Raw genomic sequence first — 13,380 nt, 5'->3', positions numbered from 1 at the left:
CGCGACATGCCGGACGCATTGATATCCATCGTCATTCCTTGCAGGAACGAGGCGGCAAATCTGCCGCTGTTGATCGACGAGATCGAGGCCACCATGGCCGGGCGCGACTTTGAACTGATCATCGTCAACGACGGCTCGACCGACGACACCGCTTCGGTGCTCGCAGCGCAGGCAGCACTTCGCCCGTTTCCGGTACGGGAATTGCGCCACCGGAAATCCGCTGGCCAGAGCCTTTCGGTGCGCTCGGGCGCCTGGGCGGCGCGTGGCAGCATCGTCGCCACGATCGACGGCGACGGCCAGAACGACCCTCAATACATTCCGGTGCTGATCGATGCGCTTCGGCAGGCCGGCCCCGATTTCGGCGCCGCACAGGGGCAGCGTCTCAAGCGCCGTGACAGCAAGGTCAAGCAACTGGCGTCACGTTTCGCCAACTGGCTGAGAAATGCCATCCTGCATGACGAGACGCGCGACACCGGCTGCGGCCTGAAGGCGGTCCATACCGATATCCTGCGCAGATTGCCGTTCTTCGACGGCACCCATCGCTTCGTTCCGGCCCTGGTCATCCAGGAGGGCTATCGCGTCGTGCATTGCGATGTCGTCGATCGCTCGCGCCGGCACGGCAAGTCGAATTACGGCATTTTCGATCGCGGCCTGCAGGGGGTTCTCGATCTCGCCGGTGTCTGGTGGCTGCGCCGCCGGCGCCGCAGAATGCCTAAAGTAGAGGAAATCAGCCGTGGTTAACGTGCTTCAGGAATTGGTGACCTGGCTTCACCAGGTTTTCATCAAGCAGTTCGATGCGTGGATCCTGCTCGGCTTCGTGGCGCAGTTCTTCTTCACCATGCGGTTCGTCGTGCAGTGGCTGGCCTCGGAAAAGGCCAAGCGCAGCGTGGTGCCGGTCGCCTTCTGGTTCTTTTCCCTGTTCGGCGGCGGCCTGCTTCTGATCTATGCCATCCAGCGTCAGGATCCGGTGTTCATCGCCGGACAGTCCATGGGCCTGTTCATCTACATCCGCAATCTCTGGCTGATCGCCAACGAGCGCAAGACCGCGATGAGCAAGGTCGATTGAACGGCGATCGATTGAGCAGCGTGGCATATCAATCAAAATTCGTCACAGAGGCCGGGACATGGCGGTGAACAGGAATTACATCCTTCTCTTCCTGTTCAGCCTGGTGATGACGGTTTCGGGACTGGTGTCGCTGCCGCCGATCGACCGCGACGAGTCGCGCTTCGTCCAGGCCACCAAGCAGATGGCCGAGAGCGGCGACTATATCGACATCCGCTTTCAGGACGCCTCGCGCTACCAGAAGCCGATCGGCATCTACTGGCTGCAATCGGCCGCCGTGGCGCTGAGCGGCGAGGGCGCTGCCGCTCCGATCTGGGTTTATCGCCTGGTCTCGGCGCTTGGCATTGCGATTGCCGTTGTCGGCATCGCCTGGACCGGCACCAATCTGTTCGGGGCCAATGCCGGTATCGCCGCCGGCCTGGTCATGGCGGCGATCTTCGCCACCGCTTTCGAAGGCCGCGACGCCAAGACCGACGCGATGCTGCTGGCCTGTTGCGTGGCGGCGCAAGGCGCGCTGGCGCAGATGTATCTGGCGTCGCGCCGGAACCAACCTGTCGGCGGCCATCTCTGGTGGATCTTCTGGATCGCGCAGGGTGCTGCGATCCTCATCAAGGGCCCGATTGCGCCGCTGCTGTCGGCACTCACCATCGCGGTGCTGTTCGCCTTCGAGCGTGACGGGCGCTGGCTGTCGAAGCTCAAGGTGGGGCGAGGCCTGGCGCTCGTCGTGCTGATCGTGCTGCCCTGGCTTGCGCTGATCACCTGGAAGAGCGGCGGCGCCTTCTTGCAGCAAGCGGTCGGCAAGGACATGATCGGCAAGGTCGCCTCGGGCGAGGAATCGCACGGCCTGCCGCCCGGCTTCTACATGCTGACCTATTCGCTGTTCATGTGGCCCTTCGGCCTGATCGCGGTCGGCGCCGGGCTCCAGGCCCTCAACCGCCTGCGCGATGACCCCCGGCTGCGCTTCTGCCTCGCCTGGTACATTCCGTTCTGGCTGGTGTTCGAACTGATCCCGACCAAGCTGCCGCACTATGTCCTGCCGGCCTATCCCGGCATGGCATTGCTGATCGGCTGGCTGCTGACATTGTCGCCGCAGGATGCGAACGCGCCGCTCCGGCGCTGGCAGGACTGGTTGTGGTGGTCGACGGCGTTTGGTCTTGGCGTCGTGAGCCTCGGCCTGGCGGCGGTCTGCGTCGGAGCGCCGATCTACCTCACAGGCACGTTCTCATGGTGGAGCATTCCGGCCGCCGCGGCCGCGCTCGGCGCGGGCTACTTCGCCTTTTCGCGGCAGCTGCAAGTGCCGCTCCGCCGCATCGGCGCTGTCGCGGTCTGTGCTGGCATCACCTATGCGCTGCTGTTCGGCGTCATAGCGCCATCGCTGAAGCCGATCTGGCTGAGCCCGGCCATCGAGGCGGCGGTGCGCGCCAACAAGCCCTGCGACACCACCGTGCTGGCCTCGTCGCGATTTCAGGAACCGAGCCTGGTGTTCCTGGTCGGCACGAAAACGGTGCTGACCAATGTCGAGGGCGTCGCCAGGCATCTGTTTGCCGATCCGGCCTGCGCGCTGGCGCTGGCACCGGTCGAGGACGAGCAGAAACTGACTGGCCTGCTGGCGGCACAGGGCAAATCGGTGAACCGCGTTGCCCTGATCGACGGCCTCAACTATTCATCGGGAGACAAACTGTCGCTCGGCCTCTATCGTGTGGCGCCATGACGGCTCGTCGATGACAGGGTCGAATTTCCTATGCTGGTGAAATCGCGCCCTTCCGTTTCCGGTATGCTCCTTGGGGTGGGGCGCCGATCCCTCGACAATTTTCGCGATACGATGCAGATCGCTAGAAGGCGTTTCGCCGCTCGTCCCGCCAGGTACCCGAACGTAGTGTGGCCGGTCTGGGGCGTGGTCTGGGTCTTGCTGACGGCGGCAGCGTTTGTTCGCCTCGATACCCCGGCAGGGATGCTTCATGGCCAGTGGTCGCCAGGGTTCGTCCATCTGGCCGACTTTTTCACGCAGTTCGGCCTGGGCGGCTGGTATCTCATTCCATCGGCGCTTTTGCTTGTCGCCGCGAACCTGACGGACTGGCGAAGCCTTTCAAGGCGCTCGCTGATGCTGGTCTACAATTGGACCTGCCTGGCCTTTCTGGTGCTGAGCGCCGCCGGCCTGTCCGGCCTGTCCGTCAATGTGCTGAAATACGCGATCGGTCGGGCTCGCCCGCTCTATTTCGATGATTTTGGCGTGCTGGCCTTGCATCCGTTTGCCTTCGATGCGCGGTTCGCCGGCTTCCCGTCCGGCCATGCCACGACCATGGGCGCCGTGTTCGGGGTCGCTCTGCTGCTGTTTCCCCGGCGCTGGTACATCGCCTTGGCGATAACCGCCTGCATTGCCTCGACGCGCGTCTTCGTCGGCGCGCACTATCCCAGCGACACCGTCGCCGGCTTCGGCCTCGGCTGCGCCTTCGCGCTGGCGTGCGGGCTTGTCTTTGCCCGGCTCGGCTTCATCTTTCGCCCGATGCCGTCGGGGTTGCCGGTCCGCAAGAAGACGTTTTGGCTGATCGGCCCGACAAGCAAGGCTGGCTGAGCACCAGGGTTTGGGCCGAAGCTGAGGCCTAGTTGCTGTCCAGCCCGCCGTAGGACCTGACTAGGCGGGCCATGTCGGGCGACTGGTGGTCTTCGTTCTCAAGCCCTTGCGCAACGCCGGCGCGATCGGCGACCGGCCGGTTCTGGCTGACCTTCCACTTGCCGTGGATTTCTGCGATCTCGATTTCCAGCCCGATGATGCCCTTGATCTGCGACTGGATGAAGGGCGCCGGCGCATCGGTCACCGCCCAGGGCGCGTCGCGGGTGCCTTCCTGGGACGTGGTCAGATCGGCGATCTGCTGCGCCAGCCAGGCCTGGTCGTCCATCACCTTGACGGTGCCGCGCACCTGCACGATGGCATAATTCCAGGTTGGCACCACCTTGCCGGTCTCACGCTTGGTCTCGTACCAGGACGGCGTCACATAGGCATCGGTGCCCTGGAAGACGATCAGCACGGGTGATGCCGGATTGTCGGCCAACAGCTGCCATTGCGGATTGGCCTTGGCCAGATGGGCGCGCAGCCTGCCGTTCGGCGGCACGTCTGCGTCGAGCAGGAACGGGATGGCGTTGGCGACAGGCCCCTCGGCTCCGTTGCAAATCAACAGGCCGAGCGGATGCGCCCGGATCAGCCCGTGCAGGATTTCCGGCCGTGTTTCCCTGAAATGAGGAGGCTCGTACATCGCTGCCCGCTTCCTTTGCCTATCTCGGCCGCTTCGCCTATCTCAGCCGCTTGGGGCGCGGATCCGACAATTCGCCGGCCAGCCGGCGGTCGAGATAGTCGGCACATTCCTCGAGCAGCAGGTCGGCATCGTTGGAGAAGAAATGGTTGGCGCCGGGCAAGGTCTTTTGCGTGATGGTGATGCCCTTCTGCGTGTGCAGCTTGTCGACCAGGCCTTGCACATCCTTCGGCGGCGCCACCTTGTCGGCATCGCCATGGATGATCAGCCCCGATGACGGGCAGGGCGCCAGGAACGAGAAATCATAGGTGTTGGGCTGCGGCGCGATCGAGATGAAGCCTTCGATCTCCGGCCGGCGCATCAACAACTGCATGCCGATCCACGAACCGAAGGAGTAACCGGCGACCCAGCAGCTCTTGGAATCCGGATGCAGCGACTGCACCCAGTCGAGTGCCGCCGCCGCGTCCGACAACTCGCCGGTGCCGTGGTCGAACTCGCCCTGGCTGCGGCCGATGCCGCGGAAATTGAAGCGAAGCGTGGTGAAATCCCGCTTCTGGAACATGTAGAAGAGGTCGTAGACGATCTTGTTGTTCATCGTGCCGCCGAATTGCGGGTGCGGGTGCAGAACGATGGCAATCGGCGCGCTCTTTTCCTTGGAAGGCTGGTAGCGTCCCTCCAGGCGGCCGGCAGGACCGGTAAAAATGACCTCAGGCATGAAATACTCCACTTGGTATACGAATGCGCGGCGCCCGGAACGTGTCTTCCTCTGGCCTTGACGCAGGGCGAGCGTCTTCTTAGAAGCTAGTTTAGAATTGTTCAAAACTGAGTGGCCAGACGTCGAGCCGGGCCACCCGCGCCGCAAGCCGCGTAAATAGGACGGCTCGCCTTGGAATTTCAAGGAAATAACGCGATACGACATCGGAATGGCTTCTGACGGGAACCAAACGGACGAAAATGGCCGGAATGCGCGCCTATCTCGACTATAATGCCAGTGCTCCGCTGCTTGCGGCGGCGCGCGAGGCTATGGTCGCCGCACTTGATGTCGCCGCCAACCCGTCGTCGGTCCATGCCGAAGGGCGCGCCGCACGGCGCCTGATCGAGACCGCAAGGCGAGATGTCGCAGCGCTGGTCAACGCCAGGCCTGAGCATGTCGTGTTCACCTCTGGCGCGACGGAAGCTGCCTCGACGCTGCTGACATCAGACTGGCAGATGGGGCGTGGCAGCGTGCGCATGAGCCGTCTTTACGTGTCCGAGGCCGATCATCCCTGCCTGTTGAATGGCGGGCGCTTCCCCGCAGCGCAGGTGACGCGGATCGGCGTCGACGCCGACGGCGTCGCCGATCTCGGCGCGTTGGCGGCAGCACTCGCTCATCATGACAAGGCCGAGGGCGTGCCGCTGGTCGCCATCCATGCCGCCAACAACGAGACCGGCGTCATCCAGCCGATCGATCGTATCGCCGAGATCGTCAAGGCTGCGGGCGGCGTTCTCGTCGTCGACGCGGTCCAGGCCGCGGGACGCGTTTCGATCGATCTATCAGCGGGTTACGCCGATTATCTGATTTTGTCGTCGCACAAGATTGGTGGTCCCAAGGGCGTTGGCGCCATCGTCGCCGCCTCGGATCTGATGATGCCGAAGCCGCTGATCAATGGCGGTGGCCAGGAAAAGGGCCATCGCGGCGGCACCGAGAACCTCGCTGCCATTGCCGGTTTTGGCGCCGCGGCGCGCGAGGCTCTCGCCGGACTGCAGGCCATGGACGCGGTGCGTCATCGCCGCGACGAGATCGAGGCCATGGTGAAAATGCTGGTGCCGGACGCGGAAATCTTTGGAACCGGCGCGCCGAGGCTTGCCAACACGACATTCTTCGCTATTGCGGGGATCAAGGCTGAAACCGCGCAGATCGCCTTCGATCTCGCCGGTGTGGCGCTGTCGGCCGGCTCCGCGTGTTCTTCGGGCAAAGTCGGGCCGAGCCATGTGTTGAAAGCCATGGGATACGGCGACAGCCTTGGCGCCTTGCGCGTGTCGATCGGTGCCGCGACCGGCGCCGAGGACATGGAACTGTTTCGCACCGCGCTCGCGGCAATCGCCGTGCGTCGGGCGAATAGCGAAAAGGCCGCATGAGCAGCGGCCGGAAATAGACAGGCCTTCGGCCTGGTAGAGCCGTGCGTTTCATATTGGCCGGGTGAATTTCCGGTCGAAACGCACTATATAAAACTTACGCTGCCTCGAATGCCCTTTGGCGTTCATTTTGGCGGTGCCATAGTTTGAAAACTGTCGGGCCTTGACCCCGGCGTGGATGGAGAACGCATATGCCTGCTGTGCAGGACACGATCGATCGGGTCCGAAAGATCGACGTCGACCAATACAAATACGGATTCCAGACCGAAATCGCGATGGACAAGGCCCCCAAGGGCCTGAGCGAAGACATCATCCGTTTCATTTCGGCCAAGAAGGACGAACCGTCCTGGATGCTGGAATGGCGCCTGGAAGCCTATCGCCGCTGGCTGACGCTCGACGAGCCGACCTGGGCGCGCGTTCACTACCCGAAGATCGATTTCCAGGACATCTACTTCTACGCGGCGCCAAAGAGCACGCCCGGCCCGACGTCGCTGAGCGATGTCGATCCCGAACTGCTGAAGGTCTACGAAAAGCTGGGTATCCCGCTGAGGGAGCAGGAAATCCTCGCCGGCGTGCAGAAGACCGATGCCTCGGAACTCGAGGAAGTCAGCGACAATGTCTATAAATCGGGCCGCGTCGCTGTCGATGCCGTGTTCGATTCCGTCTCCGTCGTCACCACCTTCAAGAAGGAACTGGCGCAGGCCGGCGTCATTTTCTGCTCGATTTCGGAGGCCATCCGCGAGCATCCGGAACTGGTGAAGAAGTATCTCGGCTCGGTCGTGCCGACCTCCGACAACTACTACGCCACGCTGAATTCCGCCGTGTTCACCGACGGCTCGTTTGTCTTCGTGCCCAAGGGCGTGCGCTGTCCGATGGAGCTGTCGACCTATTTCCGCATGAACGAGAAGAACACCGGCCAGTTCGAGCGCACGCTGATCATCGCCGAGGAGGGGGCTTACGTCTCCTATCTCGAAGGCTGCACGGCGCCGCAACGCGACGAGAACCAGCTTCATGCCGCTGTCGTCGAACTGGTGGCGCTCGACGATGCCGAGATCAAATATTCGACGGTGCAGAACTGGTACCCCGGCGACGCCGAGGGCAAGGGCGGCATCTACAATTTCGTCACCAAGCGCGGCGACTGTCGCGGCGACCGTTCGAAGATTTCGTGGACGCAGGTCGAAACCGGCTCGGCCATCACCTGGAAGTACCCGAGCTGCATCCTGCGCGGCGACGATTCCAGCGGCGAGTTCTATTCGATCGCCGTGTCGAACGGCTACCAGCAGGTCGACAGCGGTACCAAGATGATCCATCTCGGCAAGAACACGTCGAGCCGCATCATCTCCAAGGGCATCGCCGCCGGCTTCTCGCAGAACACCTATCGCGGCCAGGTCTCGGCGCACCGCAAGGCGACCAATGCCCGCAACTTCACCAACTGCGATTCATTGCTGATCGGCGACCAGTGCGGCGCCCACACCGTGCCCTACATGGAAGCCAAGAATTCGACGGCGCAGTTCGAGCACGAAGCGACGACGTCGAAGATTTCCGAGGACCAGAAATTCTACGTCATGCAGCGCGGCATTCCCGAAGAGGAAGCGATCGCGCTGATCGTCAACGGCTTCGTCAAGGACGTCATCCAGCAACTGCCGATGGAATTCGCTGTCGAGGCGCAGAAGCTGATCGGGATCAGCCTTGAGGGTTCGGTCGGCTGACCGGACAAGATATTCAGGAAACAAAGAATGCTTGAAATCAGAAATCTGCACGCCCGCATCGTCGATGACGGCACTGAAATCATCCGTGGCCTGAACCTGACGGTGAAAGCCGGCGAGGTCGCCGCGATCATGGGGCCGAATGGCTCGGGCAAGTCGACGCTGTCCTATATTCTCGCCGGTCGCGAGGACTATGAGGTGACCGAGGGCGACATCCTCTACAACGGCCAGTCGATCCTCGAAATGGATCCGGCCGAGCGCGCCACGTCAGGCATCTTCCTCGCCTTCCAGTATCCGATGGAGATACCGGGCGTCGCGACCATGGAATTCCTGAAGGTGGCGATGAACGAGCAGCGCAAGGCGCGTGGCGAAGAGCCGCTGAAGATCCCGGAATTCCTGAAGCGGGTGAAGGAAGCCGCCGCCTCGCTCAGCATGGACATGGCGATGCTAAAGCGGCCGCTCAATGTCGGCTTCTCCGGTGGCGAGAAGAAGCGCGCCGAGATCCTGCAGATGAAGCTGCTGGAGCCGAAACTCTGCGTGCTCGACGAGACCGATTCCGGCCTCGACATCGATGCGCTGAAGATCGTTTCCGACGGCGTCAACGCGTTGCGTGCGCCCGACCGTGCGTTCCTCGTCATCACCCACTACCAGCGCCTGCTCGAACACATCGTGCCCGACTCGGTGCATGTGCTCTACAGGGGCCAGGTGATCAAGTCCGGCGATAAGTCGCTGGCGCTCGACCTGGAAGCCAATGGCTATGCCGGCGTGATCGGCGAAGCCGCGTGAGATGCCAGAAGGCAAGGTCAAACTCATGAATATGCACACTCAGCCCCAGCGGACACCGGCCGAAACAGCGTTGATCGACGCGTTCGGCGACAGGCTGTCGCTGCTGCCGGGCGACGGCGCGGTGATGCTGAAGCGCGACGACGCCATCGAAGCGATCAAGCACGGCCTGCCGACACGGCGCATCGAATCCTGGCACTACACCGATCTGCGTCGGCTGTTGAACGCAGTGCCGGACTTCGATCCGGCCGCGATGGTCAAGGCTGTTGCACCCATCGTTGAAGGCTCCACCGTGCTGGCGATCCTGAACGGCAAGTCCGATGCGAAGACGCCAGCCGTCGAAGGCGTCACCATGCAGCGCCTGTCGGAAAAACTGACCGACGGCAGCGCAGCGCCGGGGCTCGACCCCTATGGCAGCGATGACGCTATCGGCGCGCTGAACACCGCTTTCGTCGCCGACGGTTATTTTGTCGACATCGCCGATGGCGCCGAGCTGGAAAAGCCGATCGAATTGCAGAACCTGCAGGCCGGCGGCCAGACGCATGTGCGCCTCATGGTGCACGTCGGCGCTGGCGCCAAGGCTGTTATCGTAGAACGTCAGGCCGGCGAGGGTGCTGCTCTGGTGAGCTCGGTCAGCCAGCTTGTGCTCGGCGAGGGCGCCGAGGTGACGTGGCTGACCGTCCAGGAGCAGCCGGAGACGGCAACGCATCTGGCGCAGTTCAAGGCCCATATCGGCAAGAACGCGAAGCTGACGCTGTTCGTCATGAACGCCGGCGGCAGGCTGGTGCGCCAGGAGGTCATGGTCAGGACGACCGGCGAAGGCGCCGACTTCCAGCTGCGCGGCATCAATCTTCTGGCCGGCGACACCCATACCGACGTGACCATGGTGCTCGACCACGCCGTGCCGCATACGGCCTCGACGGAAGTGATCCGCAACGTAGTGACGGGCAAGGCGCGCGGCGTTTTCCAGGGCCGCATCAACGTCCACCAATATGCGCAGAAGACCAACGCCAAGATGGCCTGCAACACGCTGCTGTTGTCGGACGATGGCGAGTTCTCGACCAAGCCGGAGCTTGAAATCTTCGCCGACGACGTCGTCTGCGGGCATGGCGCGACGGTCACCGAAATCGACCACGACCATCTGTTCTACCTGATGGCGCGCGGCGTCGACGAGAAGACCGCTCGCGGCCTGCTGGTCAAAGCTTTCGTCGCCGAGGTGATCGAGGAACTGGACGACGAGACGATCGTCGACGCGCTCGAAGCGAAGCTCGACGACTGGTTTGTGACACACGGGTAAGCTCCCACCCTTCTCCCCTTCTGGGAGAAGGTGGATTGGCGCGAAGCGCCAAGACGGATGAGGGGTGCTGGAAGCAACGCGGCCTAGAGCGGCAAGGACTTCGAAATGGACCAGAAAGTCGAAAACATCCCCTACGACGTCGAGGCGATCCGCCGCGACTTCCCGATCCTGTCGCGCGAGGTCTACGGCAAGCCGCTGGTCTATCTCGACAATGGCGCCTCGGCGCAGAAGCCGCAGGTGGTGCTCGACACCATCCAGCATGCCTATTCCCAGGAATACGCGAACGTCCACCGCGGCCTGCATTTCCTGTCCAACGCGGCGACCGACGCTTACGAGAAGGCGCGCGAGACGGTGCGTCGTTTTCTCAACGCACCGGGCACCGACAACATCGTCTTTACTTCGAACACGACGTCGGCGATCAACACGGTCGCCTATGGCTATGGCATGCCCAACATCGGCGAGGGCGACGAGATCGTGCTGTCGATCATGGAGCATCATTCCAACATCGTGCCGTGGCATTTCATCCGCGAGCGGCAGGGCGCCAAACTGGTCTGGGTGCCGGTCGACGATCTCGGAGTTTTCCACATCGAGGAGTTCGAGAAGCGGCTGACTGATCGCACCAAGCTGGTCGCCATCACCCAGATGTCGAATGCGCTGGGCACGGTGACGCCGATCAAGGAGATCGTGCGCATTGCGCATTCGCGCGGAATTCCCGTCCTCGTCGACGGCAGCCAGAGTGCCGTGCACATGGCCGTAGACGTGCAGGATCTCGACTGCGATTTCTTCGTCTTCACCGGCCACAAGGTCTACGGTCCGTCGGGCATCGGCGTGCTCTATGGCAAGAAGGACATTCTCCTCGGCATGCGCCCGTTCATGGGCGGCGGCGAGATGATCGAGGAGGTGACGGAGGACATCGTCACCTACAACGAGCCGCCGCACCGCTTCGAGGCCGGCACACCGCCGATCGTCCAGGCGATCGGGCTGGGCGCCGCCCTCGACTATATGGAAAAGGTCGGCCGTGAGCGCATCGCCGCCCACGAGGAAGACCTCAAGACCTATGCGCATGAGCGGCTGCGCGCCATCAACTCGCTGCGCATCTTCGGCGATGCGCCCGGCAAGGGCGCCATCATCTCGTTCGAACTGCAGGGCATTCACGCTCATGACGTGTCGATGGTGATAGACAGGCAAGGCGTTGCGGTGCGCGCCGGCACGCATTGCGCCCAGCCGCTGTTGAAACGCTTTGGCGTAACCTCCACATGCAGGGCATCGTTCGGCATGTATAATACCAGGGCCGAAGTCGACGCTTTGGCCGAGGCGCTTGAAAAAGCGCGCAAGTTTTTTGGGTGACGACCATGGATGATGTGAGCATCGCTGCCGAAACCACGCCGGAAGCCGCAACCAACAGCGTGGTGTCTGCCTCGACCATTCCCGCCGACGAACTGGCGCGGCTGACCGACGACATCGTCTCGGCGCTGAAGACCGTCTATGACCCGGAAATCCCGGCCGACATCTACGAGCTTGGCCTCGTCTACAAGATCGACATCGAGGACGATCGCTCGGTCAAGATCGACATGACGCTGACCGCGCCGGGCTGCCCGGTCGCCGGCGAAATGCCCGGCTGGGTGGAAAACGCCGTCGGCGCCGTCGAGGGTGTGTCCGGCGTCGAGGTCAACATGACCTTCGACCCGCCCTGGTCGCCCGACCGCATGTCGGAAGAGGCGCAGGTCGCGGTGGGTTGGTACTAGCGTCGAGCCTCACAAGGGTGGCGCACTTGCGCCAGTAGTAAAACTTCACCATTTTAGGTGAGGAATCGTTCGGCAGGCCTTGAACCTGCACGGAATGGAGAAAGAAAAGATGGGACGCTTTGCCGTCATCACGATGACCGAGAAGGCCGCTGATCGGGTGCGCGAGATCGTCGCCACCCGCGACGGCGCGCATGGCCTCCGCCTCGGCATCAAGAAGGGCGGCTGCGCCGGCATGGAATACACGGTCGATCTGGTGACCGAACCCAACACCAAGGACGACCATATCGAGCGTGATGGCGCCCATGTCTATGTGGCGCCCGAGGCTGCCCTTTTCCTGTTCGGCACCGAGATGGATTTCGAGCAGACGACCCTGCGCACCGGCTTCACCTTCCGCAACCCGAACCAGAGTTCGGCCTGCGGCTGCGGTGAATCGGTTGAGTTGAAACCGGCTGATCTGAAGGCTCTCGCGGAAGCACGCGCCTCGGCCTGAGGCTTTCCCTTCTCCCCGTAAACGGGGCGAAGAGTCTCACTCCACCCACATGCCCGTTCGCTTGTGCCAGTCGGCGATGGATTCCTCCGGATAGGCGTCGAACGTCCTGTCGCCCTTGCCGATTACGGGTTCGACCCAGTTGGCCTTGTACTTCAGCATCAGATGCACCCGGCTTGGCGGCTCCGGCAGATCGGTGTCAATCGCCGAGGCGAAGGGATGCACGAGCTCCGGCCATGTCGGATCGTAGAGCCACAGTGCCGACCCGCATTTGCGACAGAAATTGCGCTCGCCGGTCGATATTTCGCACCGCGGATGCTCGTCGTCCTCGATCTCGGCCCGGTAAACGCCGAGGTTCCTCTTGCCCCTGATATTCAGCGTCTCGTTGACCGCGCCGAGATTGATGGCGAAGCCGCCGCCGCCTTGCTGCTTGCGGCAGATCGAGCAGTAGCACAGCATGAACGGCGCCGGCGTGTGGCTCTCGACTTCGAAACGAACGGCATTGCAGCGGCAGGAGCCTTTCAGCAAAAGCGGCATGATGGGGAAACTCCGACGGATGGCTCTCAACCTGTCAGTATGATTTTGGTTGCAGCGATGACAATGCTAAATGCTGATGACATGATCGCGGCATGGACAATGAACGCATCGCCGAACTGTTCGAGGGCCTTGGCCCGGTCAGCATCCGCAAACTGTTCGGCGGCAAGGGCATCTATTTCGACGGTGTCATAGTCGCCATCGTGCTGCGCGGCGAGCTGATGCTGAAAGCCGACGCGCAAAGCGCGCCCGACTTCGAAGCCGCCGGATGCCGGCAGTGGACCTATACCGGCTCTCGGCACGGCAAGCTGGTCTCCATGCCCTATTGGAGCATTCCCGACAGCGCTTTTGACGATCCCGACGAGATGACGCTCTGGGCACGCCGCGCCTATGAGGCAGGAC

Annotated in this window: 15 protein-coding genes; 12 read left to right on the top strand and 3 right to left on the bottom strand. The window is 62.7% G+C overall.

Annotation, left to right across the window (positions count from 1 at the left end; genetic code table 11):
• Positions 1-6 precede the first annotated feature (6 nt).
• The 4 genes from AC0ZT5_RS33815 to AC0ZT5_RS33800 all read left to right on the top strand — a co-directional run bounded on the left by AC0ZT5_RS33815 (position 7) and on the right by AC0ZT5_RS33800 (position 3,635).
• Positions 7-741 carry a glycosyltransferase family 2 protein gene (locus tag AC0ZT5_RS33815; RefSeq protein WP_488499984.1) on the top strand — a complete coding sequence of 245 codons (735 nt, stop codon included), beginning with the start codon at positions 7-9 and terminating at the stop codon, positions 739-741.
• Entirely contained in the window at positions 734-1,066 is a 333-nt protein-coding gene (locus AC0ZT5_RS33810) for a lipid-A-disaccharide synthase N-terminal domain-containing protein (protein WP_095085369.1), read from the top strand. The genes AC0ZT5_RS33815 and AC0ZT5_RS33810 overlap by 8 nt, the downstream gene beginning before the upstream one ends.
• A gap of 58 nt (positions 1,067-1,124) precedes the next feature.
• A complete protein-coding gene (locus AC0ZT5_RS33805) occupies positions 1,125-2,774 on the top strand; it encodes an ArnT family glycosyltransferase (protein WP_488499983.1) in 1,650 nt (549 codons plus the stop codon).
• A gap of 183 nt (positions 2,775-2,957) precedes the next feature.
• The gene (locus tag AC0ZT5_RS33800) at positions 2,958-3,635 is read left to right on the top strand and encodes a phosphatase PAP2 family protein (RefSeq protein ID WP_488499982.1); all 678 of its coding nucleotides are present in this window, start codon (positions 2,958-2,960) and stop codon (positions 3,633-3,635) included.
• Positions 3,636-3,663: 28 nt separating this feature from the next.
• Here AC0ZT5_RS33800 and AC0ZT5_RS33795 read toward each other — a convergent pair whose 3' ends face one another.
• Both AC0ZT5_RS33795 and AC0ZT5_RS33790 read right to left on the bottom strand, forming a co-directional pair.
• On the bottom strand, positions 3,664-4,314 hold the full coding sequence (locus AC0ZT5_RS33795; protein WP_488499981.1) for an FMN-binding negative transcriptional regulator: 651 nt from the start codon (positions 4,312-4,314) through the stop codon (positions 3,664-3,666).
• Between the two features lie 37 nt (positions 4,315-4,351).
• Entirely contained in the window at positions 4,352-5,026 is a 675-nt protein-coding gene (locus tag AC0ZT5_RS33790; RefSeq protein ID WP_013532163.1) for an alpha/beta hydrolase, read from the bottom strand.
• Between the two features lie 239 nt (positions 5,027-5,265).
• Here AC0ZT5_RS33790 and AC0ZT5_RS33785 point away from each other — a divergent pair, with 239 nt between their 5' ends.
• The 7 genes from AC0ZT5_RS33785 to sufA all read left to right on the top strand — a co-directional run bounded on the left by AC0ZT5_RS33785 (position 5,266) and on the right by sufA (position 12,447).
• Positions 5,266-6,429, top strand: a complete 1,164-nt coding sequence (locus tag AC0ZT5_RS33785; RefSeq protein ID WP_488499980.1) for a cysteine desulfurase family protein — start codon at positions 5,266-5,268, stop codon at positions 6,427-6,429.
• A 188-nt stretch (positions 6,430-6,617) separates the two neighbouring features.
• Positions 6,618-8,135, top strand: coding sequence for a Fe-S cluster assembly protein SufB (gene sufB, locus AC0ZT5_RS33780; RefSeq protein ID WP_013532161.1), 1,518 nt, complete (start codon positions 6,618-6,620; stop codon positions 8,133-8,135).
• Positions 8,136-8,162: 27 nt separating this feature from the next.
• Entirely contained in the window at positions 8,163-8,918 is a 756-nt protein-coding gene (gene sufC, locus AC0ZT5_RS33775) for a Fe-S cluster assembly ATPase SufC (RefSeq protein ID WP_095085379.1), read from the top strand.
• Between the two features lie 25 nt (positions 8,919-8,943).
• Positions 8,944-10,212: a Fe-S cluster assembly protein SufD gene (gene sufD, locus AC0ZT5_RS33770; RefSeq protein WP_488499979.1), complete on the top strand. Its 1,269-nt coding sequence runs from the start codon at positions 8,944-8,946 to the stop codon at positions 10,210-10,212.
• Between the two features lie 105 nt (positions 10,213-10,317).
• A complete protein-coding gene (locus AC0ZT5_RS33765; RefSeq protein ID WP_488499978.1) occupies positions 10,318-11,559 on the top strand; it encodes a cysteine desulfurase in 1,242 nt (413 codons plus the stop codon).
• 5 nt (positions 11,560-11,564) lie between these two features.
• Positions 11,565-11,957, top strand: a complete 393-nt coding sequence (locus tag AC0ZT5_RS33760) for an SUF system Fe-S cluster assembly protein (RefSeq protein WP_488499977.1) — start codon at positions 11,565-11,567, stop codon at positions 11,955-11,957.
• A 109-nt stretch (positions 11,958-12,066) separates the two neighbouring features.
• The gene (gene sufA, locus AC0ZT5_RS33755; RefSeq protein WP_488499976.1) at positions 12,067-12,447 is read left to right on the top strand and encodes a Fe-S cluster assembly scaffold SufA; all 381 of its coding nucleotides are present in this window, start codon (positions 12,067-12,069) and stop codon (positions 12,445-12,447) included.
• Between the two features lie 36 nt (positions 12,448-12,483).
• Here sufA and AC0ZT5_RS33750 read toward each other — a convergent pair whose 3' ends face one another.
• Positions 12,484-12,981: a GFA family protein gene (locus tag AC0ZT5_RS33750; RefSeq protein ID WP_488499975.1), complete on the bottom strand. Its 498-nt coding sequence runs from the start codon at positions 12,979-12,981 to the stop codon at positions 12,484-12,486.
• Positions 12,982-13,073: 92 nt separating this feature from the next.
• On the opposite strand from AC0ZT5_RS33750, the gene AC0ZT5_RS33745 reads away from it, so the two are divergent.
• On the top strand, positions 13,074-13,380 hold a 307-nt coding region (locus tag AC0ZT5_RS33745; protein ID WP_488499974.1), incomplete at its 3' end, for a TfoX/Sxy family protein.

Source organism: Mesorhizobium sp. CNPSo 4670, from assembly GCF_057784235.1.
This window is presented reverse-complemented; position numbering and strand designations above follow the sequence as displayed.